At 56.2% G+C, this 22,965-nt stretch carries 21 protein-coding genes; 8 read left to right on the forward strand and 13 right to left on the reverse strand.

What is annotated here, in order from left to right; all coding sequences use genetic code 11:
• Positions 1–112: 112 nt before the first annotated feature.
• The 7 genes from ACKPCT_RS10375 to ACKPCT_RS10405 form a co-directional block, all read right to left on the reverse strand.
• Positions 113–919, reverse strand: coding sequence for an ABC transporter permease (locus ACKPCT_RS10375; protein WP_090067736.1), 807 nt, complete (start codon positions 917–919; stop codon positions 113–115).
• Positions 919–2,094, reverse strand: a complete 1,176-nt coding sequence (locus ACKPCT_RS10380) for an ABC transporter permease (RefSeq protein ID WP_319569149.1) — start codon at positions 2,092–2,094, stop codon at positions 919–921. The genes ACKPCT_RS10375 and ACKPCT_RS10380 overlap by 1 nt, the downstream gene beginning before the upstream one ends.
• A complete protein-coding gene (locus ACKPCT_RS10385) occupies positions 2,091–3,164 on the reverse strand; it encodes an ABC transporter ATP-binding protein (RefSeq protein ID WP_319569150.1) in 1,074 nt (357 codons plus the stop codon). The genes ACKPCT_RS10380 and ACKPCT_RS10385 overlap by 4 nt, the downstream gene beginning before the upstream one ends.
• A gap of 178 nt (positions 3,165–3,342) precedes the next feature.
• Positions 3,343–4,380 (reverse strand): ABC transporter substrate-binding protein, encoded by a 1,038-nt coding sequence (locus ACKPCT_RS10390; protein WP_090067730.1) that lies wholly within the window; start codon positions 4,378–4,380, stop codon positions 3,343–3,345.
• Positions 4,381–4,474: 94 nt separating this feature from the next.
• On the reverse strand, positions 4,475–5,824 hold the full coding sequence (locus ACKPCT_RS10395) for an aspartate aminotransferase family protein (protein ID WP_319569151.1): 1,350 nt from the start codon (positions 5,822–5,824) through the stop codon (positions 4,475–4,477).
• Between the two features lie 542 nt (positions 5,825–6,366).
• Positions 6,367–6,798, reverse strand: a complete 432-nt coding sequence (locus tag ACKPCT_RS10400) for a RidA family protein (RefSeq protein WP_319569152.1) — start codon at positions 6,796–6,798, stop codon at positions 6,367–6,369.
• On the reverse strand, positions 6,795–8,012 hold the full coding sequence (locus tag ACKPCT_RS10405; protein WP_319569153.1) for a pyridoxal phosphate-dependent aminotransferase: 1,218 nt from the start codon (positions 8,010–8,012) through the stop codon (positions 6,795–6,797). The genes ACKPCT_RS10400 and ACKPCT_RS10405 overlap by 4 nt, the downstream gene beginning before the upstream one ends.
• Before the next feature lie 441 nt (positions 8,013–8,453).
• Here ACKPCT_RS10405 and ACKPCT_RS10410 point away from each other — a divergent pair, with 441 nt between their 5' ends.
• The 5 genes from ACKPCT_RS10410 to ACKPCT_RS10430 all read left to right on the forward strand — a co-directional run bounded on the left by ACKPCT_RS10410 (position 8,454) and on the right by ACKPCT_RS10430 (position 12,890).
• Positions 8,454–9,434 (forward strand): TRAP transporter substrate-binding protein, encoded by a 981-nt coding sequence (locus tag ACKPCT_RS10410; protein WP_090067722.1) that lies wholly within the window; start codon positions 8,454–8,456, stop codon positions 9,432–9,434.
• A 115-nt stretch (positions 9,435–9,549) separates the two neighbouring features.
• The gene (locus tag ACKPCT_RS10415; RefSeq protein ID WP_090067721.1) at positions 9,550–10,092 is read left to right on the forward strand and encodes a TRAP transporter small permease subunit; all 543 of its coding nucleotides are present in this window, start codon (positions 9,550–9,552) and stop codon (positions 10,090–10,092) included.
• A complete protein-coding gene (locus tag ACKPCT_RS10420; RefSeq protein ID WP_090067720.1) occupies positions 10,092–11,396 on the forward strand; it encodes a TRAP transporter large permease in 1,305 nt (434 codons plus the stop codon). Before ACKPCT_RS10415 ends, ACKPCT_RS10420 begins: the two co-directional genes overlap by 1 nt.
• Positions 11,397–11,532: 136 nt before the next feature.
• Complete coding sequence (locus ACKPCT_RS10425) at positions 11,533–12,180, forward strand: GntR family transcriptional regulator (protein WP_090067718.1); 648 nt, start codon at positions 11,533–11,535, stop codon at positions 12,178–12,180.
• 68 nt (positions 12,181–12,248) lie between these two features.
• Positions 12,249–12,890, forward strand: a complete 642-nt coding sequence (locus ACKPCT_RS10430) for a GntR family transcriptional regulator (RefSeq protein WP_090067715.1) — start codon at positions 12,249–12,251, stop codon at positions 12,888–12,890.
• A gap of 74 nt (positions 12,891–12,964) precedes the next feature.
• Here ACKPCT_RS10430 and ACKPCT_RS10435 read toward each other — a convergent pair whose 3' ends face one another.
• The 5 genes from ACKPCT_RS10435 to pxpB all read right to left on the reverse strand — a co-directional run bounded on the left by ACKPCT_RS10435 (position 12,965) and on the right by pxpB (position 18,380).
• Entirely contained in the window at positions 12,965–14,116 is a 1,152-nt protein-coding gene (locus ACKPCT_RS10435) for a M24 family metallopeptidase (protein ID WP_319569413.1), read from the reverse strand.
• A gap of 154 nt (positions 14,117–14,270) precedes the next feature.
• On the reverse strand, positions 14,271–15,506 hold the full coding sequence (locus ACKPCT_RS10440; protein WP_319569154.1) for a Zn-dependent hydrolase: 1,236 nt from the start codon (positions 15,504–15,506) through the stop codon (positions 14,271–14,273).
• Positions 15,507–15,588: 82 nt separating this feature from the next.
• Positions 15,589–16,527 carry a hydroxyacid dehydrogenase gene (locus ACKPCT_RS10445; RefSeq protein WP_319569155.1) on the reverse strand — a complete coding sequence of 313 codons (939 nt, stop codon included), beginning with the start codon at positions 16,525–16,527 and terminating at the stop codon, positions 15,589–15,591.
• 126 nt (positions 16,528–16,653) lie between these two features.
• Positions 16,654–17,604, reverse strand: coding sequence for a 5-oxoprolinase subunit C family protein (locus tag ACKPCT_RS10450; protein WP_319569156.1), 951 nt, complete (start codon positions 17,602–17,604; stop codon positions 16,654–16,656).
• Positions 17,601–18,380: a 5-oxoprolinase subunit PxpB gene (pxpB, locus tag ACKPCT_RS10455; protein WP_319569157.1), complete on the reverse strand. Its 780-nt coding sequence runs from the start codon at positions 18,378–18,380 to the stop codon at positions 17,601–17,603. The genes ACKPCT_RS10450 and pxpB overlap by 4 nt, the downstream gene beginning before the upstream one ends.
• 227 nt (positions 18,381–18,607) lie before the next feature.
• On the opposite strand from pxpB, the gene ACKPCT_RS10460 reads away from it, so the two are divergent.
• Both ACKPCT_RS10460 and ACKPCT_RS10465 read left to right on the forward strand, forming a co-directional pair.
• Entirely contained in the window at positions 18,608–19,381 is a 774-nt protein-coding gene (locus tag ACKPCT_RS10460; RefSeq protein ID WP_319569158.1) for a LamB/YcsF family protein, read from the forward strand.
• 28 nt (positions 19,382–19,409) lie between these two features.
• Positions 19,410–20,264, forward strand: coding sequence for a D-amino-acid transaminase (locus ACKPCT_RS10465; RefSeq protein ID WP_319569159.1), 855 nt, complete (start codon positions 19,410–19,412; stop codon positions 20,262–20,264).
• 76 nt (positions 20,265–20,340) lie between these two features.
• On the opposite strand, the gene ACKPCT_RS10470 is transcribed toward ACKPCT_RS10465, so the two are convergent.
• On the reverse strand, positions 20,341–21,522 hold the full coding sequence (locus ACKPCT_RS10470) for an amino acid aminotransferase (protein ID WP_319569160.1): 1,182 nt from the start codon (positions 21,520–21,522) through the stop codon (positions 20,341–20,343).
• A gap of 373 nt (positions 21,523–21,895) precedes the next feature.
• Here ACKPCT_RS10470 and ACKPCT_RS10475 point away from each other — a divergent pair, with 373 nt between their 5' ends.
• The gene (locus ACKPCT_RS10475) at positions 21,896–22,927 is read left to right on the forward strand and encodes a sodium:calcium antiporter (protein ID WP_319569161.1); all 1,032 of its coding nucleotides are present in this window, start codon (positions 21,896–21,898) and stop codon (positions 22,925–22,927) included.
• Positions 22,928–22,965: the final 38 nt, after the last annotated feature.

Here is a 22,965-nt window from a genome sequence, read left to right on the forward strand (position 1 = left end):
CAAGAACCGGATGCTTCATACGCACCAGTTGGGCCCCTGCCCTTGTTGATTTTCAACACGAAAAAGAATGGGCGTGGCGCGTCGGAGGCATGCCCCCGAGGCGCCACAGCCCTTATGAAATGCCAGGCCCGACGCTCTTTTGCATCGCGCCACCGGTGCGCATACGCACCAGCATGATCAGACAGGCAACAAGAATGGTGCCAACAATGAAGACAAAGGCCGCGGCTGCAATGGCCGGAGACACATTCTCGCGAATGGTGGAGAACATCTGTCTGGCCAGCGTGCGCTGGTGAGGCCCTGCGATGAAGAGAGTCAGGATCACCTCATCAAGCGATGTCGCAAAGGCCATCACAGCCCCAGACAGAATGCCGGACAGGCTGAGCGGCAGGGTCGTCGTGCGCAAAACCGTGGAGGGCGACGCCCCAAGGCTGGCGGCGGCCAACTCGACGCGAGGGTCGATACCCGCCAATGAGCCTGACACGCTGACATACACGAACGGCATAGCGATCACCGTATGCGCCACGATCACACCCAGATAGGAGTTGGCGATGCCCACATGGACGAAGAAGACCTGCATACCCACACCAAGCACCACAGCGGGTACCACCATTGGCAGCAAGAAAAAGGTCTTGAGCACTCCTGCAAACAGCGAAGAATAACGCCGCAGCCCTAGCGCAGCCAACGTGCCAAGGGTGGTTGCAAGCACAGTCGTGCCGCCACCGATGATCAGACTGTTGGCGATGGAGCGGCGCCAGACTGGTTCGGTCACCAGCTCAGTCAACCAGCGCATGGACCATTCCGGCACCGGATAAGTGAGCAGCGCACTAGAGGTGAAGGCCAGCGGCAGAATGGCTGCCAGTGGCGCAATCAGAAACAGCATCACAAGAATGCCAAAGGCTTTTTTGACTGTTGGGAACATTACGCGACTCCCTTCTTTTCAGCCGAAAGACGTCCATAGACGACATAGAGCAACAAGGTGATCGAGAGCAGAACCAGACCGAGCGCCCCAGCCATTCCCCAGTTTGCCGATTCCGTTGCATAGAAGGCAATCACGGAGGAAATCATCTGGTCGGACGGGCCGCCGATGAGAGCCGGTGTGATGTAGTAGCCAATCGAAGACATGAAAACCAACAGCGAGCCAGAGGCAATGCCCCTTGCCGAGAGAGGCAACATGACTTTGAGGAAGGCGACGATCGGGTGTGCTCCTAGCGAAGACGCCGCCTGCATGAGATTCCCCGGCATGGACAAAAGCACGCTATAGATCGGTAGCACCATGAAGGGCAGCAATACATGCGTCATGGCGATGATGACACCTGTGCGTTCGAAAATTAGCGGGATGGGCTGATCGGTAATCCCCAGAGCCTGAAGGGCTGAGTTGATAAGGCCGTTATTCTGCAAAATGATGAACCACGCCGTGGTGCGTACCAGAAGCGAAGTCCAGAGCGGCAGCAACACTGCGGCCAGCAACACGTTGCGCAACCAGCCAGAGGTGGAAGCGATCACCATGGCGAACGGCAACCCAATTGCCAGACAGGACAGCATCACCGACAGGCTGATGACGAATGTCCGCGCCAGAATGGTTCTGTTGGCCGAGACATCTTCGGGCAAAGCCACAATCTGATTATGTTTATCTCGGCCATAATCAAGCGCTGCAAGCAGATAACGGTCAGTATAGGGCGAAGATGCCTGAGCAATGGTGTGCCACCATGCCACCTCGTTCCAGCGCTTGTCGACTTCGCCCAGATTGATCGGGCCATCGGTTTTTCGAATGGCGCGGCGCGTCTTGCGCATGAGCGTTCTGAAGCCGGATTTGGCGCTGTTGAGACGCCGCACGACCGCGCCCATTTCCTGCCGATCCGTCGTAGCACGAATGTCGGCGACAAGTGCGTCCTGCAGGGCGGCGGGAACCGGTGTCTTGCCGTTCCATTGGGCGGCGATGGCGCTAGTCTGGCTCAGGGTGTTGTGAACGACGGGGTCTGATACGGACTGTTTGAGCATGGCGATGATCGGCCAGACAAAAAACAGGGCCAGAAACAGCACCAGCGGAAGCACAAGCGCCGAGGCTTTGAGATGTGGGCCTAGTCTTGCAGTCATGGCAGGATCACCCGTGCATTCTGAGGCCGAAAGCCGATGAAGACCTCATCGCCGGGATCATGCGGCGGCAAATGACGGCCAAGGCGTGCCACCAGCTTTGTGCCATCCACCTCGATATCGGCTCGCAGGTGATCCCCCTGATAGACCACATCGCTGATGCGCGCGGGCATGGCATTCTCCAGCCCTTCGGCACTATCGCCCAGCTCGATATGTTCCGGCCGCAAGGAGAGCAACACTTCTGTTCCGCGGAACAGGGTCACAGGGCTGGTCACTTCCAGATCCTTGCCCGTTTTAGTGGTCACCGAACAGCGGGAATGGTCTCCCTCGCGATATTTGACGGGAATAAGATTGGTTTCGCCAATAAACTCGGCGACAAAATGCGTGTTTGGTCGGTCATAGATATCCTGTGGCGTACCGATCTGTTCGATTTTGCCATGGTTGAACACAGCAATGCGGTCGCTCATCGTCAAGGCTTCGGACTGATCGTGGGTGACGAAGACGATCGTCAGGCCCAGATCCCTGTGCAAACGGCGGATGTCATATTGCATTTGCTCGCGCAGATTTTTGTCGAGTGCGCCAAGGGGCTCATCCATCAAGACCACATTGGGCTCAAAGACCAGTGTACGGGCCAGCGCCACACGCTGCTGCTGACCACCGGACAGCTGGCTGGGGAGTTTTTCGGATTGGTCGGGCAACTGCACCATCTCCAGCACGCGATTGACCCGCTCTGCGATCTCCGCCTTGGCGATGCCTCTTCTCTTGAGCGGAAAGGCAATATTCTCAGCCACAGACAGATGGGGGAACAGGGCGTAATTCTGGAACACAACCCCCATATTGCGCTTGTAAGGCGGAGTCCGGTTCAACACGGAGCCTCCGAGCAGAATATCCCCTGCGGTGGGATCTTCAAAGCCAGCCAGCATCATGAGCAAGGTTGTCTTGCCCGATCCGGATGGACCAAGGAGCGAGACAAACTCGCCCTTGTTGATGGTCAGATCGAGATGGTCAACAACGGTCAGGGACCCGAAGACTTTGCTGACTTTTCGGAATTCAATATATGGCTGCTCGGTCATTTTTCTTCCTGCAACGTATGACAAGACAGTCTCGGGACAAGCCGGTCTATCCTACGCCTGAGATCACAAGGCAAACGCACCCGTTCGGGAAAGCTCTCGCCTCTCGTGAACAAACGGATGAGAATGCGTGGAGGAAGCGCATGAAGCGGGGCTGTGCTCCATGCGCTTGCCTTTTGCCTTACTGGGCGAGCCAGGCGTTAAAGCGCTGGTTCAGGGCTTCGGAATTATCGATCCAGAAATCGATATTCAGCGAGAGCGCCTCTTCCAGGTTTTCCGGCGTGGTCGGCACATCGGCCTTATACTCATCCGGCACCATGCTGGAGGCTTCCTTGTTGGTCAGCCCGTAAGCGATATATTCAGGCAGTTTTGCCATGTTTTCCGGCTGGCTGGCAAAGGCGATAAAATCCTGAGCAAGCTCCTTGTTTTCAGCATCCTTGAGGATCACCCAGCTGTCGACAGCATAGATGGAGCCAGGCCATACGATCTTGAAATTCTTGCCTTCGGTCTTGTTGATGCTGGTGATACGGCCATTGTAGGACGCGGCCATGGCCACTTCGCCAGACGCGAGGAATTGCAATGGCTGAGCGCCGGATTCCCACCAGACCAGATCCGGTTTCAACTCATCCAGCTTGGCAAAGGCCCGGTCGATGCCTTCCGGGGTGGAGAGAACATCATAGAGCTCATCAGCCGGAACACCATCTGCCAAGAGAGCAAACTCGAGGGTGTATTTGGCGCCTTTGCGCAGAGCACGTTTGCCCGGGAATTTCTTCACATCCCAGAAGTCAGCCCAGTTTTTGGGGCCATCACTGAGCTTGCTGCCATCATATGCCAGAGCCAGAGACCAGACGATGGTGCCCACGCCGCAATCACTGACAGCGGCGGGCATGAAGGCATCTTCGCCCCCCATCTTGTCCCAGTCGATCATTTCGAAGATACCGTCATCGCAGCCAAGGGCCAGCTCTTCGGCTTCTACCTGCACGGCATCCCAGTTGGGAGCACCGGCCTTTACCTTGGCCTGAAGCACGCCATAGCCACCATCCCAGCTTTCATCCAGAACCGGCTTGCCGACCTTTTCAGAGAATGGCTTGAAATAGATATCCTGTTGCGCAGTCTGGTAGCTACCGCCCCAGCTTGTGATGGTCAGGTCGCGGGCCTGAGACGCGCTTGACATGGCGCCAAGAGCAAGAACAGACGCCAATAGTGCCCATTTTTTCATGATTTTGTTTCTCCGGTAGGTTGATTGCTTTAAAAAACGCCGGGTTGTCCCGATCTATCTTTAAGGGTGAAATCCTGGGCTGCCGAAGAGGCGCTTAACGCGTCTCGGCAACCTTGTTCAGCGCACGCAGAACGATTGCGAACATTTCTTCAATTTGCTCTGCGGTGATGATCAGTGGTGGGCAGAAGCAGATGGCTTCGCCAATGTTGCGGATGATGCAGCCTTCTTCCTGAATGGCTTCTGCCACAGCCAGTGCCGCCGCTCCGGCCCCTTCCTGCTCCCAAGGGGTCAGCTCAAGTGCCCCGATGAGGCCGATGCCGCGAGAGGAATCCACGAGCGGATGCTCGGCCAGTTTTGCAAGGCCATCAAGGAAGGTCTTTTCAAGGCGAGCGGCATTGCCGACGAGATCACGCTCGATGATGATTTTTACATTCTCAAGGCCAACGGCGGTCGCCACCGGATGCCCCGAAGCCGTGAAGCCATGGGCAAAGACACCGATCTTGTCGGATTCATCGGCAATCGGCTGGTAGAAATTGTCATTCATCATGATGGCCGACAGAGGCATGTAGGATGATGACAGCTGTTTGGAAATGACCAGCACATCGGGTTTGATGTCATAGGTTTCGCAGGCGAACATCTTGCCGGTACGGCCAAAGCCACAGATCACCTCATCGGCTACCAGCAGAATATCATATTTTTTCAGGATGACCTGAACGCCTTCCCAATAGCCCTTTGGCGGGGTGAGCACGCCACCTGCGCCCATGACCGGCTCGCCCCAGAAGGCAGCGATGGTTTCCGGCCCTTCCTTGACGATCAGGTCTTCCAGATCCTTCAGCATGCGAGCGGTGAAGGCCTCCTCGCTCTCACCTTCTTCACCGAAATGCGGGAAGGACGGGCAGGATGTATGGACCATACGATCAAGCGGCAAGTCGAAGCTTGTGTGGTTTGCCGGAATGCCGGTGATGGAGCCCGCAGCAATCGTCACGCCGTGATAGCCCTTGATGCGTCCGATGATCTTTTTCTTCTCCGGCTTGCCCAATGCGTTGGAGCGATACCAGACCATCTTGGCCACGAGATCGTTGGCCTCTGACCCCGACGAGGTGAAATGCACCTTGGACATAGGAACCGGCGCGATGCTGATGAGCAGCTCTGCCAGATCAACCGACGGACCGTTGGTTTTGTAGTTGAAGGAGTGATAGTAAGGCAGCTTTTGCAGCTGAGCGGCGGCCGCTTCAACCAGCCGCTTTTCACCAAAGCCAACAGCGACAGACCAAAGACCGGCCAGCCCTTCGATATAGCGTTTGCCGGTGTTGTCGTAGACATAAACGCCATCGCCGCTTTCAATGACGAGGCCGCCCTTTTCTTCGAACTTGCGCAAATTAACGGCTGGGTGCATGTGGTAGGCGATATCGCGTGCTTCAACTGAATTGGGCGTAATGCTCATGATGCAGATTCCTGATATTCTTTAGTCGACTGATCGTACGAGGGGACCGATAGGCTTCTGAGGGGAGATCCCGCTCGGTACATCATCCAATGTGGATGTCCGCGAATGCGTTAATTGCATGCCCGAATGGACGTGTCTGGAGGGTTTGGTCGGGGCGATGGTCTTTTTGCTGCGATATATTCAATTGGAATTATGATGCATCATGACTATGATTTGATGCATTCGTCTTTTCAAGATCAAATATCCATCGGTTTTCTCGCGCTCCGCGCCGGACGCAAAAATGAATATTAATTCAACATTATCAATTGCTTACAAACAAATTGAAAGATCCATAGACTTTCGCATGATAAAATTCGGTCGAAGCGATGGCTAATTTTTGATCAAAGCCGGATAGTATATTCAAGCCTGTTCAGACTCAGCCTGACGCAGTGAAGCCCCCAAAATAAAAACCCGCGGCCCCAGGCAAAGGATGCCAAGGCAGCGGGCTCATATGATCTTGGCCCGCATCGCAAATGAACGACGCGGAGGCTCATGGTCGATAGTCAACCGATCGCAACGACCAGCTGGATCTCGACCGGCGCATTGCCGGGCAAGGTGGCGACACCTACGGCTGCGCGGCTGCCGATTCCCTGAGGGCCGAGCGTTTCGGCCAGATAGGCAGACGCGAAATCGGCCAGTTTGGAATGGGCGGCAAAGCCCTCCTCTGCGGCGATGAACACGGTCATGCTCAGAATGGCGGCGACCGCTTCGCCCTCAGCAAGCTGGTTGCGGGCTGCGACCAGTGCGTTGGAGCACGCCAGAATCACGGCATCCTTATAGCTCTCGATCGGCTCTTGCGCCTTGACCGGCCCTTCAAGCTGCAGCACGCCAGCCTTGCGCGGCGTCATACCTGAGGTGAAGACAAGATCTCCATGGCGTTTGGCGGCGAGATAGTTGCCCTGCGGGATCGGCGCATCTGTTGTTGGACGGGTCATGTGCGATACCTTTCTACGAGCGTTGCCAGACGTTCAACCGCGGCAACTGAAGCAGCGTGATCCTGAGAAAAATTGAGGCGGATGCTGTTGGCCGTATGGGGGCTGAATTCGGTGCCGGGTGTGACGACGACGCCTGCCTGAACCCGGAGGATTTTCACGAAATCCGCAGGAGAGACAGAGAGATCTGGCAACGCAGGGAACAGGTAGCTGCCAGCCTGTGGCGTGCGGGCGCTGACACCTTCGATGGCGCGGAACAGCTTGAGCAAATCGTCACGAATAGCCTCATGTTCGGCGATACGGTCATCCATCCAGCCGGCGGGTTCATGGAACCAGCCACGCAAGATGGCCTGACTGTAGCCAGCAGCCCGCAGGCTGACGATCGCCTGAAGCTTCTCCATACGCGTGATGATTTTGCTTGAGCCATAAGCAACCCCAAGGCGGAAACCGGAAAGGGATTCGGTCTTGGATGGCCCCATGATGGTGATGACATTTTCCGGATCAATCGGCTCGGCGCGCAAATGGGTGTAGGCGACATTGCTGTAGCGCAAGCGTGAATAGAGCTGGTCGACAATCACCGTTGCACCATAGCGCTCAGCCAATGCGGCAATGCTTGCAATCTCTTCCTTTGAATAGACGACACCAGCCGGGTTGTTCGGGTTAGAAAAGAGGAACAGCTTGGCCCCTGCCTTGAACGCCTCTTCCAGTTCACCGAGATCCAGCCCTGCAGTGCCCTCTTCTGCCTTGGCATAATGCAGCTGCACCGGCATCATTTCTCCATCGAAGAACTGAACCAGCTTGCGGTTGGCAAAATAGTCCGGCTGCACGATGGCAACCTTGTCGCCGCGGCCAACCGTAGCAGCCATGGCCAGAAACAGCGCTCCTTGCGTGCCCGGCGTAATGATAAGGCCGTCAGCAGCATCAACCGGCGCACCGGTGAAGGCGGCCAAATCGGTCGCGACCTGCTCTCGGATACCAATATCACCGCGATATTCGGTGTAGGCCTGCGCCGCGCCCTTGCCAAATCCCTCTGCGAACAGCTCAAAAGAGCCCGGTGTGGGCTCGTGGGCATCCACATCCCCGTGAGAAAAATCGACGGGTCGCCCTTCCAGTGCGTCTCCCCGCATCAGGTCTCCAAGACCATCCACCCCCTGCCGGACTTCCTGTCCCGGAGCATTGTCTGTGCCGAGCATCCTGAATTTTGTTTCCAACGACATGCAAAGCTTCCTTTTGTTTTGCCTCTCCCCAAAAGGGAATTTGTTTCAATGGCTTCCTGTGCATTGCACGCAAGCATGCGGCCCTTTGAATGCACGGCGCGCCTGACCGGACGAAGCCAGAGAGCCAACTGCAGGCCATTTTAGTTTGACCCCACAAAATGGCCTTCTTCTTGCTAGGCAATATACAGAGCAAATTCAAACGCCTCAGTTTAGCGCCAAAAGCGCAGAAACATGCTGGTTTCATTCTTAGACTAATGGACCTTTTTTCACGGTCGGCCCAAAAAATCAGCTCAAATATTGTGCACCCTCTTGCGCTGCCTAATTTTCCATCGTATGGTCGTCCTTGTTTTGACATACAGGTGGCATACCGAAATTGCAAGTCGATTTCTGCCATATAAAAATAACGCAATCGCTACACCGAACGATGAGGGTTACATACCGATGAAATCAGCATTCCGCGCAATTCTCGCAGCTGGCACCATTGCATTTGCTGCTCAAGCTTACGCAGAAACCAACTGGGATATGTCTGTGGTCTGGCCGCAGGGCAACTTCCATACCCAGGACGCCATCACATTTGCAGACACGGTCAAGGAAGTGACCGACGGTGAAGTCGTTATCACCGTGCATGCGGGCGGTTCTCTTGGCATCAAGGGCCCAGAAGGCATGGCCGCTGTTCGTGATGGTCTGGTTCCGATCGCCGACATCCTGATGAGCCAGCAGGTTGGCGAAGCACCGGTTCTGGGTATCGAAAGTCTGCCTTACCTCGCTCCGACCATGTCCGACCTTGCGCTGCTGCACAAATATTTCCGCCCGAAAATTGAAGAAGTAGCCGAATCCATGAACCAGAAGCTGCTCTACATGGTTCCATGGCCCGGTCAGGCTGTTTACACCAAGAACCCGATCAAGACGATCGAGGATCTGGACGGTGTCAAACTGCGCGTTGTTGACGCAAACGGCCAAAACTTCTTTACCGCACTGGGCGCAGCTCCCCTTCAGATGCCTTGGGGTGAAGTGGTTCCTTCCCTCGCAGCAGGCACCATTGAAGGTGTGACCACCTCTTCCTCCTCAGGCGTTGACGGGTCCTTCTGGGAATTCATGGGCAACATGAGCACCTTTAACTGGCAGGCATCCAGCAACCTGGTCACCGTTAACCTTGATGCATGGAACGATCTTTCCGAAGAGCATCAGGAAGCTATTGAAAAGGCTGCCATCAAGCTCGAAGGCGATTTCTGGAAAGCAAGCCGTGCAGAAGATCAGAAGAAGATCGCTGTTCTGGAAGAAAACGGCATGTCCGTTACCGCTCCTTCTGCCGAGCTAAAAGCCGAGCTGATCAAACGCGCCCAGCCGCTGTGGGAAGAGTTCAAGGAACGTGTTCCTGAAGCTGCTGACTATATCGACGCCTATCTGGCCGTTCGTAACTGATCAAACGGGCCGCCCCTTCCCTCGTTCGGGGCGGCCTTTCCACTTTTTTGCCAGACACGAGACCTGTGTTCACACTACAGACTATTCTGGCTAACGCCGTTTGCAGGTACATACCATGCCAGTGTCCGAGGATCGGAAATTTTCGGCAATCACAAACCCGATCGATCAAATTAGCAGTTACTCCTGCATAATTGGTGGCGTTTGTCTGGTTGCCATTTTTGCACTCATCGCCGCAGAAATCACCGCTCGCAACTTTCTTGGCACCAGCCTCCCCTTTAGCTGGGATTTTGCGGCCTATATGATGGGGGCCTGTATCTTTCTCTCAGCAGGCGCAACCCTGAAAGCTGGTGGCCACGTCCGCGTTACCGCCCTTCATGATTATCTTCCCCCCAAAGGCCAACAAGTTCTCGATGCCGTTGCCTGCCTGATCGGGCTGGCCATCGCGTTGGTTATTCTCTATGCGGTCAGCGATATGGCCATGCTCTCGCTCAAGAGAGGCTCGACCTCCTCTTCTGTCGTTCGAACTCCTTTGTGGATTCCTCAAGGCTTCATGGTTGTTGGCGCCCTGGTTTTCACACTTCAGATGTTCGCGCAGGTGCTCCGCACAGTGGGCGGCGAAACCCTACATAATGATGCAGATATCGAGGACCAGCTGTAATGGGTAAACTAACTCTCACTCTTGTCGGCCTGCTTGCCCTGCTTCTGGGCGCCGGTGTCTGGGTTGGCCTCGGCCTAATCGGCACGGGCATCCTGACGATGTCGATTTTCAAATCAAGCTTCCCAATTACAAAACTGTTGGCCCAGCAGATCTGGAACTCCGCCGTCAGCATGGAAATGCTGGCTCTGCCGCTGTTCATTCTCATGGCTGAAATCCTGTTCCGCACCCGCCTTTCTGAATCCCTGTTCAGCGGGCTTGCGCCATGGACCCGTCGTCTGCCAGGCAGAATGAGCCATATCACGGTTCTGGCCTGCACCCTGTTTGCCGCCGTTTCCGGCTCTTCTGCCGCGACCACCGCAACGGTAGGCCGCATCACGGCAACCGAGCTGCTCGGACGTGGCTATGATCGCCAAATGGTAATCGGCAGCCTTGCCGGAGCCGGGACGCTCGGCTTCCTCATTCCCCCATCGGTGATCATGATCATCTATGGCGTGTTAGCCGAGGAATCGATCCTCAAGCTGTTCATGGCTGGCATCATTCCGGGCGGCTGTCTCGCAGCAACCTATATGGGTTATCTGGCCATTCGCTCAACGCTCAACCCTTCGATGGTTGGTGAGGCTACGCCTTCCACGAGCTGGAAAGAAAAGTTCGAAGCCCTGATCGGCCTTGGGCCCGTGTTGCTGCTCATCCTTTCCGTCATCGGCTCCATGTATGGCGGCATCGCGTCCCCCACCGAAGCTGCTGGCGTCGGCGTGGCTGGCTCCATTCTGATCGGCCTTTTCCAACGCTCGATCAACGCGAAGAATCTGGCTGAGGCCGTCTATCATGCCGCACAGACCGTCTCGATGATCGGCTTTATCATTGTCGGGGCGATGTTCCTATCGGTATCGCTGGGCTATCTGGGGCTGCCGTCCTTTATCGCAGGCTACATCCAGTCTCTGCAACTCTCGCCGCTTGTGTTGATTTTGGTGCTGCTGCTGTTCTATGCGATTCTTGGCTGCATCATGGAAGGCATGTCCGCGATCGTGATGACCTTGCCGATAACCCTGCCGCTGGTACTGGCGGCGGGATATGACAAGGTCTGGTACGGGGTGTTCCTTGTTTTAGTTGTGGAAATGGCTCAGATCACACCTCCGGTTGGCTTCAATCTTATTGTGATCCAACGCCTGACAGGCGACAAGATCGGCACCATCGCACGCGCGGCGATGCCATTCTTCTTGATTATGGCAGCGTTTGTGCTCACGATTGCTGTATTCCCCGGAATCGTAACCTGGTTGCCGAACAGCCTTTCGGGCAGCAACTAAGGCCCTGCAATTCATGGCGGTTAGCGTGGGAGCTGTCTCTCTTCGCTAACCGTTTTTCGTTTAACACACGTTCGAGACATCCTCGGAAGTCATCGGATCGACTTGAACCACCAAAAGAAGGCACCGTCAAACCTCCATGACCGAACCGCTGGCAAAGCGTGCATACACGCAAATTATCGAGATGATATTCTCAGGCGAGCTGGAGGTCGGCGATGCACTGCAGGAAGCCAAGCTGGGTGAACAGCTGGATATGTCACGCACCCCCGTGCGAGAAGCCATCAACCGCATTCAAGCCGAAGGGCTGGCCAAAAAGAGCGGTCGCTTTTTGCGCGTGCGGCTGCTCTCGCCTGCCGAGGTGGAAGAGATTTTTTTCCTGCGCGGCGAGCTGGAAGTCTATTCCGCACGCATGGCGCTCAATCTGCCCAAGTCAACGCTGGAAGACATGCAATCACGCATTGAGGCCCTTTTGCAGGCCGGGCCCGGCGAAGGCGAAGAGCATTGGCAGGTGGATGAAGATTTCCACGGCATGCTCACCAGAGCCACACACAACCAGACCCTGATCAGCACGGTGAATGACCTGCGTCTGCGGACCTGCATGTTCGATCATACGCGAGTGCGGGGCCGGTTTCTGAAAGGCAATCAGGAACATCTGACCATCCTGCAGGCGCTTGAAGACGGCGACGAGGAGCAGGTCAAGGCGCGCATGGCACAGCATATAGACAATGCCAAACAGGCTATTCTTGAACGACTGGCAGGCTTTAGCGCAGCCGCGCCGGAAGCCTGAACACAGCATGGAGCGACGTCGGATCACCTCACCTCAAAGCGAGGACATCAAAACCATCGGACACGGGTATGAGTGAAAAAGAAACGCTGGCACAACAGGCCTATAACGCGATCAAGCAGAAGATATTGTCCCAGCAATATCAGCCCGAAGAGGTCTTGACCGAACGCGGGCTCGCGGCCGAGCTTGGCATTTCCAGGACCCCTCTCCGCTCGGCTATTTCCCGCATCGAGAAAGAAGGCGTTGTCTATAGGCTGGACAATGGCGCCCTGCTTGTGCGCCGTGTTTCGGTGGAGCAGTTGCTTGAGATCGTACAGGTGCGCCGCATTCTGGAAGGAGCCGCCGCCGCCCGTGCCGCTGAAAACGGCATGACCGGTGCTCTCAAAGCGTCTCGTGACGTCATGGCGCATTGCCTTGACCCTGACACCAACATGGCTTTCGATGACTTCTGGGAGCTGGATGATGACTTCCACAATGCGGTCATTGATGCAGCAAATCTGCCCATGCTCAGCGGTATGATCCAGAAACTACGCGTTACGGCCCGGCGCTGCACCATCACGCGGGTGCATGATCAGTTTGCCGCGCAGGCGCAGGATCATCTGGCTGTCATTGCTGGCATCGAGGCGGGCGCTCCGGATGAGGCTCGGGCTGCCATGGAGCATCATTTCGACAATGTGCGCGTTCGTTTTCTGGACTGGCTGTCTCGGGTCTGAGACACGCTCTCACCATTGCCTCTGACACGCGGGTCACGCCCGCGCATCCTCACTTTCGTCACTTCATCATTTTATCACTTGATGCAGATCTGTCGCGGCAAGTCCGACAGGATATCGATGCCGCTTTGCGTCACAATCACGGTTTCAGAGGCCCCTACTGTCCACTCGCCATAGGAGCGCAGGGTGGCAGGCAGATGGAAAACCATGCCGGGCTGGATTTCCTGCTTGATGCCCGTAAAGAGGCTCAAAATCCCCCCCTCGCCCCAGTCCGGTGCGAAGGCAACGCCCATGGAATAGCCGATGCGTTTGCGGAAGGCTGCCGTGTATCCATGATCATCAATGACCTTTTGCGCGGCCAAATGCGGTTCGGCGCAAGACACGCCGGGTTTGATGGCCTCTAGAGCACGCTCAAGCGCCAGAAGAGCGCAATCCATCATGCGCTGACCTTCTTGGCTTGGCTGCCCGATCCAGACCGTGCGCATAAGCGCGGAATGATAGCGCAGATGGCTGGCCGCCAGCTCAAGGAAAAGTGGGTCGCCCGCTTCCAAAGTCCGTCTGCGCCATGTCATATGGGGCAAACCACTGCGCGGGCCGGAGGAGACCAAAGGCTCCATGGCCATAGTCTCCGAGCCTTGCCGCACAGCTTCGGCCAACATGGCAGCAGCAACAGCATTCTCGTCCGCGCCCGCAGCGCATGCGTCGATACCGGCCGCAAGACCCGCCTCTGCATATCGTGCTGCATGACGGATTGCGTCCAATTCAGCAGGTGACTTGATCATGCGCAGAGGCGCAATAAGGCCGGAGCCGTCGGACAATTTCCCCGTTGGCAAAGAAGCCTCGATCTGGCTTGCCATTTTGGGGGAGACAAACCAGCCATCCATCTCCATGGCCACCTTTGCAAAGTGCCGTTTGGAAAGGATGCTTCCGAGCAAGGCAATCGGGTCTTCGCCATCCTGATAGGCTACGATGTCTTCCAGCCAGCAATTGGCAATGGACCCACTCAATTCCAACTGGCGCACCAGCAACGTGGGGGCACCACTGGCTGGAAGGAGTAGCGTTTGAAAGGCAAAGTAGCCTGCCGTCTGGCGTCCCGTCAGCCAGTAGATATTTTCAGGACTGGTGACCAGAAGCACGTCATGACCGGCGGCCTCAACCGCCGCCTGCGCGCGCGCCTGTCTTTGCGCAAATTCTGCTTCGGAAAAGGCGGCTTCACGTCCGCGTACCATTTTGAATTGGTCTGTCAAAATCTTGCTTTCTAGTCTCTTGTGAGCGCCCGTCTGGCGTAACGGAGTCTTATATCGGCCTCGACACATCGAGGATTGCTGTTCCGCAATGATCCAAATCGACCGGGAGCCGATGCCTGTCAGCTCCCGATCTTCATCACTCGCTCCATGCCTTATGGAGCACGCTCACCGCAGTAATCAGATCTTCGGGGTCCATGGCTTCGTCTGGATTGTGGCTGCCGTTCCAGTTGCGGATGAACACCATCAGCGATTCCCAACCGGCCAGTGCGAAGGCAGCGGCATCATGGCCACCACCGGACAGCATACGGCGTGGCGCAATGCCAAGCGCCTTGGCAGCCACTTCCACCTCATCGCCCAACTGAGTGGACAAAGGGGTCGGCGTGCTGCGCGACTGTGTGCCCAGCTTAAAGGTTACGCCGCGCTTGGCTTCGATCTTGGCAATTTCTTCCTTGAGCAAGGCATCCATGCGATCAAGTGCACCGTCATCGACACTGCGCAGATCGATGCAGAATTCGAGACGCCCGGGCACTTTGGCAAAGGCATGTTCCGGTGTTGCGGCATCAATCTGGCCAACGGTCACCGCGATGTCCTTGCCCTCGTCCAGCATTTCGCCCCACAAAACGTCGAGCCGCATAACAAGTTCGGACAGCGCAAAGACCACATCGGCACGCGTTTCGCGAGGAGCGCCGCCCGAATGGGCCCATGTGCCCTTGATCACGGCGTTGCGATAGCGCAAACCGCCGCGAATGGCAGAGACAATGCCAAAAGGTTCCTTTGCATCATCGAGAACCGGGCCTTGTTCGATATGAAATTCCACAAAGCGTGCTGGCTGAAGACCCGCCCCGTCGAGCACCTTGTCCGGATCACCGCCAAGCTCTCGCATATGATCGGCAAGGCTTTTGCCGGTGTCGGCCCGTTTGGCCTCAAGATCCTCGGGGTCAAGCCGCCCCAAAAGGCCACGCGAGCCAATGAAGGACACCGGGAACCACACGCTTTCCTCAGCGCGGGTAACAGTCACCACAATGTCGGTCTTGGGCTTCTGGCCAGACTTTACAAAGGCGGCGACCAGCGCCATGGCACCGGCAACGCCTGCCTGTCCATCATAGGCGCCGCCCATGGGAACAGTATCCAGATGAGAGCCGATATGCAGCGGCGTGGCCGTGCGATCAATGCCCGGCAACCGGGCGAACATATTGAGCCCTGCATCGCGCGTCACCGTCATTCCAAGAGCTTCGGCTTCTTCAGCCACGATATCGTGAGCCTTGCTTTCCAATTCACTATAGGAAGGGCGCGTAAAGCCCGGACCGGGATCGGAAAGGGCGTTGATCCTGTCCAGCAAGCGGTTCACGGTTTCTCGAATGACGTCGTTCATGGGGTTCTCTTCTGGGCCTCTCTTACGGGAGGCTTTTCTTCTGGAAGGCTTTTCTTCTGGAAGGCTTGTTTGATTGGAAGTTTCAAAGTTTGGGCTCGTTCACCGCCGTTTCGGGGCGTTCACCTGACAGAGCCTTGAGCAGATGACCGACCGACCCAATGGCCATGCGCTTCATGGCTTCGGTGGTTGTTCCCCCCAAATGCGGAGTGAAGATCACGTGACCGGTTTCAGCCAATGGCCCTGTCGGCGCATCATGGGAATAGACATCCAGCGCGGCAGCGGAAATCTGACCGGACAGGATCGCTTCGGCGAGATCGGATTCATTGACCAGTCCGGCGCGGGCGGTGTTGATCAGCACAGCTCCGGGCTTGGTTTTGGCCAGAGAGGCCTTGCAGATCATGTTGGCAGTCTCGGGCCGCATGGGCGTATGCAGCGAGATGACATCGGCTTTGGCCAGCCCTTCCTCCAAACTGGTGGCGCGCTCGAAGCCATCCACTTGTGGAGCGCGCGGAGAATAGACCAGAATGGTCATGTCAAAGGCAGCCTTGAGCATATGGCCAAGACCACGTCCGATGGTGCCCCACCCGACGATCAGAGCCGTCTTGCCCGTCAGTTCGGTGTAGGTTTCACGTTCACGAATGCCTTTTTCTCCGGCCCGTTCAGCCCGGTTGGCTTCAGGAATATGGCGCAGGCATGAGAGGATCAGGCCAACGGCCAGTTCAGAAACAGAGCGGGAATTCTGCCCCGGTGTATTGCAAACAAGGATGCCCTTTTCGCTAGCGGCTTCCTTATTGACCGCATCATGACCGGCCCCGTGAACGATGATGACCTTGAGCTTGTCGCTGGCCACCGCAGCTTCTGCGGAGAAGCCCGCATCGCGGGTGATCACGGCATCACAACCGGGGATCATCTTGATCACCGTCTCCATATCTGGAGATGGGCACATCACGGGTTCAATGCCGGCGTCGCGCAGCATGGCATGGCCGATCTCATGGATCGGCTGAATGATCAGGCACTTCATTTCTTTATTTTCTTTCCATAAGGCGCATTTGATCTTGTTTGCTGGTTTCTTCAAATGCGGATGACGGAATGGACGAAGTCTCCGGCCCCTGCCGCTCCCCACGAGCAGCAGAGGCCGGAGATGACTTCATCCTGCGGGGTCAGGTTTTTTGGCAAGCGCGGCCAGACTGGCCTTGATCGCTTGCCGATCGGCGATCAGCAGATCTTCGGCTTCTTCTGCTGAAATGGAAACAAAACGGACAGACGCACCAGTGGGCGTCTGGGCAAATTTGGGTAGATCAACAGTGGCGACCGTGGCGATTTTGGGATAGCCACCTGTCGTCTGGCGCTCAGCCATCAGCACCAGAGGCTGGCCCGAGCCGGGCACCTGCATGGAGCCAAAGACCGTGCCATCGGAAACGATGTCATGGCCTCGTGCGGCCTTCAGTTGCGGCCCTTCGAGCGATTGCGCCATGCGGTCACGCTTGGCCGAGATTGTGAAGGGTTGGCCGAGAAAGATCTGCCAGGCTTCATCATCGAAATAGTCGGCCTGCGGGCCGGGCACGACGCGAATGACATCGCCATTGAAAATGCGTGGATGGCTTTGCACCATCAAGGGTGCCGCAATTGCTTCACCAAGCTCGATGATGTCGTCTTTCTGCAGGCAGCGGCCATCCAGCCCGCCAAGGCCGGTGCGAATGTGAGTGGAGCGCGACCCGAGAGTTTCAGGCACATTCAATCCACCGGAAATGGCGAGATAGCCCCAGACAGCCCCCTTCATGGCGCCGATTGTCAACTGCGATTGTGGCTGCAGCCAGTGGCTTTCCCATGGGGAAACCGTCACGCCATCGATTTTCACATCCACCATGCCACCGGTCACGGCAATCCGCACCGGACTGGATGCCACAAAGGTGCCACCGAACATGGCAAATTCAATGGCGCTGCACTCTTCTGCGTTGCCCACCAGCGCGTTGGCCAGACGGAAAGATGGTGTGTCCATCGGGCCGCAGCGGGAGACGCCGGCATGCAGCATGCCCGGACGGCCAAGATCTTGCACGGTCATCATAGGGCCGGGATTTTTGATCTGAATGACATTCATTTGATGCTGGCCTCCACTCCGGTTTCACCACGCGCAACGGCGGCGTCCAACTCCAGAGCCTCTTCGCGCTCGATGGGACGGAAAGTCACTGTATCTCCAGCCTGAAGAAGAAAGGGCTCTTCGCGCGTCGGGTCAAACAATTTAAGAGGCGTGCGCCCCAGAAAGCGCCAGCCGCTCGGGCAGGCAACAGAGTTGATGTTGCCCTGCTTGCCCCCGATGCCGATGGAGCCAGCCTGAATATGCTGGCGCGGCTCTTTAAGGCGCGGCGTATGAAGGATTTCCGGCAAACCGCCCAGATAGGCAAAGCCCGGAGCAAAGCCGATCATATACACGCGATATTCAGCTAAGGAATGCAGCGAGATGATCTCTTCAGGGGTTACCCCTTTCATCTCGGCCATGGCTTCCAGATCGAGCCCAGCCTCATGGCCATAGAGCACGGGAATGGAAAAATGGCGCGTCTGGGCATCGGACACGACGAGCTTGTCGAGCCGCCCTTGCAGAGCCTCAATCAGTTTCTGACCGCGAATGACAGCCGGATCATAAAGGACCAACAGCGAACGATAGGTCGGAATCACTTCCTCGATCCCCTCGATGGGGCGTTTGGAAAGATCCTCGGCCAGAACGATCACCTGCTGATTGGCCTTTTCATCGATCTCGCTGGCGAGTTCAACGGCTATGGCGCTGTCACCACATGGAAGGAATCGCGCTGTCATTTGCCCGCGCTGCCCCGAAGCAGCGGAGCCTTTGCGCAATTTATCAAACAGTTTCAATTTCATTTTCCGTGTCATTATGTTCTTGCCATTTCAGTATACCAATTGTATGTCAGGAGTAAATGATAAAAAACAGACCTCCGGGAATGAAGTGTCTGCGTGTTGATTATGCTCGCCCGAGCATGCGGTTTCTGAGGGGACTCGCTGCCCTTTGGATCGAAGTTTATGCGCTTTGCCCTTCGCCCAACAGTCTGAATTTTCCAGATGGTGCCAGTTGGTGAAAGGACAGTGACATGACAACGATCGATCTCAATTGCGACATGGGCGAAAGCTTCGGCGCCTACACCATAGGCGATGATGCAGCCATGTTCGAGCTGATCAATACCGCAAATATCGCATGTGGATTTCATGCGGGCGACCCGGTTGTCATTCGCGATACCATTCTGGCCGCCAAGGCGAAGGGTGTGGCGATTGGGGCCCATCCCTCCTTCATGGATCTGTATGGTTTTGGCCGCCGCCGGATCTATGGCGAAAAGCCCAAGGATCTGGAAGCGCAACTGATCTATCAGATTGCCGCCGTCAAGGGCATGTCCGAAGCACTGAGCTGGCCGATTACCCATGTCAAAACCCACGGCTCTCTGGGCAACATCGCCGCTGAAGACCCAGAACTTGCCGCCATCTGCGCTTCCGCCATCAAGGCGGTAGACCCGCTGCTCACCTTTGTCACCCTGCCCTATTCGGAAACCATGAAGGCCGCCGAAGCGGCGGGCCTTGATGTGGCCTGCGAAGTGTTTGCCGACAGAAGCTATGATGACAATGGCATGCTGACCTCTCGCCAGAAAGAAGGCTCGGTCATTCATGACCTCAAACAGAGCACCGATCAGGTTCTCAGCATGGTCAAGGAGGGCTTCATCCCCACAGTTGGCGGTAAAAAGCTACCTGTGGAGGCGGCAACGGTCTGCATTCATGGCGACACACCCGGAGCGGTAGCCGTCGCACGCGCCTTGCGTGATGCTCTGGCGCAAGAAGGCATTTCCTTCGCTCCCTTTAAAATCCCGCAAGTATAATAAATCCAGCAATCCAAAGGAGAGACCCGTGTCTCGCACTGTTTATCTCAATGGCGAATGGCTCGATGAAGCCGATGCCAAAATTTCCATTTTTGATCGTGGCTACACCTTTGCCGATGCCATTTATGAAGTGACCGCAATCGTGGGCGGTAAGCTCATCGACTATCCTGGCCATTCGGCGCGCATGCAGCGCTCTCTTGGCGAGCTGGGCATGGTTTGCCCGCTTGATGAAGACGAACTGCTCGCCGTGCATCGCGAAATTGTGGCGCGGAACAATGTCGAAGAAGGCATGATCTATCTGCAGATTTCTCGTGGCGTCGATGATCGGGACTTCGTTTATCCCGAAGAAATGAAGCCGACCTTCTCCATGTTTACACAGACCAAGAAAGTGCTGGAAAATCCATATGCTAAGTCCGGTATTTCCGTGATTTCCCTGCCAGACTGGCGCTGGGAGCGTCGAGACATCAAGACCGTACAGCTGCTCTACCCGACCATGGCGAAAACGCAGGCCTCCCGTCAGGGCGCCGATGATGCATGGTTGCTGGAAGACGGGTTTGTTACCGAAGCCAGTTCGGCAACCGCTCACATCGTCAAAAAGGATGGCACGTTGGTCACACGTGACCTGTCTCATGTAATCCTGCCAGGCATTACGCGCGCCAGCACGCTGGATCTCGCTCGGGAAGCTGGCATCAAGGTTGAAGAACGCCCCTTCACCCTTGAAGAAGCCAAGGAAGCGGCAGAGGCCTTCAACACCTCGGCAACGAATTTCGTGTTGCCTGTGGTCAGCATCGATGGCCAGAAAATCGGTGACGGCACGCCCGGCCCGATCACCAAGAAACTGCGCGACATCTATGTCGAAAGCCGTCTGGCAACAGCCATCTAAAGACAGCGACACAGAAAACAAAAGAGCAGGGCTTTGCACAAAACCCTGCTCTTTTTTGTCATTTTGCGCTTCGGGCTTACAAAGCCTTGAGCACGCCTTCTGCAACCAACGCATCGATGATCGGCTTCACGTCCGCAGGCTGCATGCCCGCCAGATTCATGCGACCAGAGTCTGCAAAATAGATCGCGTAGTGTTCGCGCAGCTTCTTGGCCGTTTCAACCGACATATTGAGCGTGGAGAAAAGGCCGCCCTGCTCTTTAATGAAGGCCAGATCCGGGTGCGCATCGGCCAAAGCGGCTCGGTTGCCATTCACCCGTTCGCCCATTTCCTTGAGTTCGGCACGCCAGATGGCGGTCAGTTCTTTGCTCTCAAGAATGGTGCGCACCACGGCCCCCCCATGATCTGGGGGCATCCCCCAGCCCGGAGCGGCACAAGCACTTGCGTTGCTGGCAGCAATCTTCAGTTCGCGGGGATTGCGGCTCATCATGTAGAGCGCGCCGACACGATCACGATAAAGACCGAAATTCTTGTCACAGGAATAGGAAATGAAGGCTTCATCTACAGCTGAAAGCACGAGCTGAAGGGCCTTGGCATCTTCTTCAAGACCACTTCCAAGGCCCTGATAGGCCAAGTCAAGAAATGGCACCAGCTTGCGTTCAGCCAAAAGCTGAGCAATTTCCAGCCACTGCTCCGTGGTGAAATTTGCGCCGGTTGGATTGTGACAACACCCATGGAGCAGGAAGACATCGCCTTCGCGGGTAGAGGTCAGCGCTTCGCGCACCTTGTCGAACAGGATGGTCTGGGTTGCCAGATCAAAGAAGGGATATTCGACCACTTCTTGCCCGGAATGGGAGAAGAACAGATTATGGTTCGGCCACCCCGGGGTTCCCGTCCAGACCCGCACATCAGGACTGGCGGTCGCGATAACATCAGCGGCCAGCCTGATGGCGCCACAGCCACCGGGTGTTTGCAAACCTGCCGTTTGGTCAATCAGGTCACTGCCAGCACCAAAAATGATCGGCTTGAGTGCTTCTACAAACCCCATGTCCCCTTCACGACCAAGATAGCGCTTGCTATCCTGCGTTTCCCAAAGGCGCTTTTCGGCCGCCTTTACAGCGCGCATGACGGGCGTGTGCCCCGTTGCATCACGATAAACGCCAACGCCAAGGTCAATCTTGTGCGGGCGCGGATCTGCCTGATAGGCAATCAGCAGCCCCAACAGGCTTACAGGTGGCTGTTCCTGCATTTTTTCAAACATGTCTTACCTCGTGGTGATCTTTTCTTTTTGTCGTCTCTAGTTGCGCCGATTATGGCCCAAAGGCAAAAGCTTTTTACCGATTTGTGCCAACCGGTTTGAAATTTGTCTCAAGGCTTGGAAAACTCGCTCCCTTGGCTGAGACAGATCGAAAGCGTTTGGCCCTATATCAGGCAATTTCATACCACTTGCTGAAAGCTGATTAATAAAGGGGAACAATCAGGCGACCGCACAGTTAACAGTAAGGAGCTAGAATAAGGACTTCCGCAATGCCCTCTGAACCGTCAGCCCTCTTTGTGATCTCGCACAGCGACACCTCTGCCAGTACGATCAACATGTTGCTTCGTTTGCCTCTGTTTGGCCGGGCGGTTGCGGTATGATGGCAGAGCTCTCTTTTCCCTTCATTCTGGCCATTATGGTGGCGGCGACTGTGATTATTCTTTTCTGCGGCCTACGCATGACGACGCTTGCCGACCAGATCGCAGACAAGACGGGCCTTGGCGAAGCCCTGATAGGCGGTGTTCTGCTCGGAGCGGCAACGTCTCTTTCGGGCACAATCGTTTCCCTCACCTCGGCGCTGGATGGGCGTGCCTCTTTGGCTTTTGCCAACAGCATTGGCGGCATCGCAGCCCAGACAGCCTTTCTGGCGGTAGGGGATCTTATCTATCGCAAGGCCAATTTGGAGCATGCCTCCGCTGAAATAACCAACATGTTTCAGGCCGGCCTGTTGATGCTCCTGCTCGCCATTCCCTTTCTGGCTTCCACCACACCGGAACTCACTCTTATCGGTATGCATCCGCTATCGCTCGCCATTCCCGTTATTTATGGTTTTGGGCTGCTGGCCACGCGCTGGGTGAAGGATAATCCCATGTGGGAGCCGGTGCATACGGAGGTGACGCGCTTTGACGAGCCCGACGACGAAGGCTCCGAGGCGAAAAGCGCAACGCGTCTCATTCTGGCATTCGTCGTGATGGCGATCCTTCTCTCCATTGCGGGCTGGGCCATTGCCCGCTCCGGCGCGGTTCTCTCTGATAGGATCGGCCTTTCGGAAACGCTCGTTGGCGCTCTGATGACCGCAGTCATAACATCACTGCCCGAACTGGTTACAACGCTGGCCGCCGTGCGACGCGGCGCGCTCCAACTCGCAGTGGGAGGCATCATCGGAGGCAACACCTTCGACACCCTGTTCTTGACCATCGCAGATGCCGGATATCGTGACGGCTCGCTCTATCACGCCATAAGTGATGCGGATTTATTCTGGAATGCTGTGGCTTTGGTGATGACGGCTATCCTCATGCTTGGCCTTTTGTTGCGCCAGAAGGAAGGCACGGCGAAAATCGGTTTTGAAAGCGTCGCGCTGTTTCTGGTTTTTGGCGCAGCCGTAGCATTGCAATCCATCTTGGGGTAGCAGACGCTGGCTGGTTGTATGCCTACCTTACTTCTGCA

Origin of the sequence: Cohaesibacter marisflavi, assembly GCF_963665895.2 — a bacterium.
GTDB lineage: Bacteria > Pseudomonadota > Alphaproteobacteria > Rhizobiales > Cohaesibacteraceae > Cohaesibacter > Cohaesibacter marisflavi.

Coding starts and splice junctions, on each gene's coding strand:
- ACKPCT_RS10410 (WP_090067722.1), top strand. CDS start 8,454: ATGAAATCAGCATTCCGCGCAATTCTCGCAGCTGGCACCATTGCATTT.
- ACKPCT_RS10405 (WP_319569153.1), bottom strand. CDS start 8,012: ATGTCGTTGGAAACAAAATTCAGGATGCTCGGCACAGACAATGCTCCG.
- ACKPCT_RS10395 (WP_319569151.1), bottom strand. CDS start 5,824: ATGAGCATTACGCCCAATTCAGTTGAAGCACGCGATATCGCCTACCAC.
- ACKPCT_RS10380 (WP_319569149.1), bottom strand. CDS start 2,094: ATGACTGCAAGACTAGGCCCACATCTCAAAGCCTCGGCGCTTGTGCTT.
- ACKPCT_RS10475 (WP_319569161.1), top strand. CDS start 21,896: ATGATGGCAGAGCTCTCTTTTCCCTTCATTCTGGCCATTATGGTGGCG.
- ACKPCT_RS10400 (WP_319569152.1), bottom strand. CDS start 6,798: ATGACCCGTCCAACAACAGATGCGCCGATCCCGCAGGGCAACTATCTC.
- ACKPCT_RS10385 (WP_319569150.1), bottom strand. CDS start 3,164: ATGACCGAGCAGCCATATATTGAATTCCGAAAAGTCAGCAAAGTCTTC.
- pxpB (WP_319569157.1), bottom strand. CDS start 18,380: ATGAAATTGAAACTGTTTGATAAATTGCGCAAAGGCTCCGCTGCTTCG.
- ACKPCT_RS10435 (WP_319569413.1), bottom strand. CDS start 14,116: ATGGTACGCGGACGTGAAGCCGCCTTTTCCGAAGCAGAATTTGCGCAA.
- ACKPCT_RS10430 (WP_090067715.1), top strand. CDS start 12,249: ATGAGTGAAAAAGAAACGCTGGCACAACAGGCCTATAACGCGATCAAG.
- ACKPCT_RS10375 (WP_090067736.1), bottom strand. CDS start 919: ATGTTCCCAACAGTCAAAAAAGCCTTTGGCATTCTTGTGATGCTGTTT.
- ACKPCT_RS10425 (WP_090067718.1), top strand. CDS start 11,533: ATGACCGAACCGCTGGCAAAGCGTGCATACACGCAAATTATCGAGATG.
- ACKPCT_RS10470 (WP_319569160.1), bottom strand. CDS start 21,522: ATGTTTGAAAAAATGCAGGAACAGCCACCTGTAAGCCTGTTGGGGCTG.
- ACKPCT_RS10460 (WP_319569158.1), top strand. CDS start 18,608: ATGACAACGATCGATCTCAATTGCGACATGGGCGAAAGCTTCGGCGCC.
- ACKPCT_RS10445 (WP_319569155.1), bottom strand. CDS start 16,527: ATGAAGTGCCTGATCATTCAGCCGATCCATGAGATCGGCCATGCCATG.
- ACKPCT_RS10390 (WP_090067730.1), bottom strand. CDS start 4,380: ATGAAAAAATGGGCACTATTGGCGTCTGTTCTTGCTCTTGGCGCCATG.
- ACKPCT_RS10415 (WP_090067721.1), top strand. CDS start 9,550: ATGCCAGTGTCCGAGGATCGGAAATTTTCGGCAATCACAAACCCGATC.
- ACKPCT_RS10440 (WP_319569154.1), bottom strand. CDS start 15,506: ATGAACGACGTCATTCGAGAAACCGTGAACCGCTTGCTGGACAGGATC.
- ACKPCT_RS10420 (WP_090067720.1), top strand. CDS start 10,092: ATGGGTAAACTAACTCTCACTCTTGTCGGCCTGCTTGCCCTGCTTCTG.
- ACKPCT_RS10450 (WP_319569156.1), bottom strand. CDS start 17,604: ATGAATGTCATTCAGATCAAAAATCCCGGCCCTATGATGACCGTGCAA.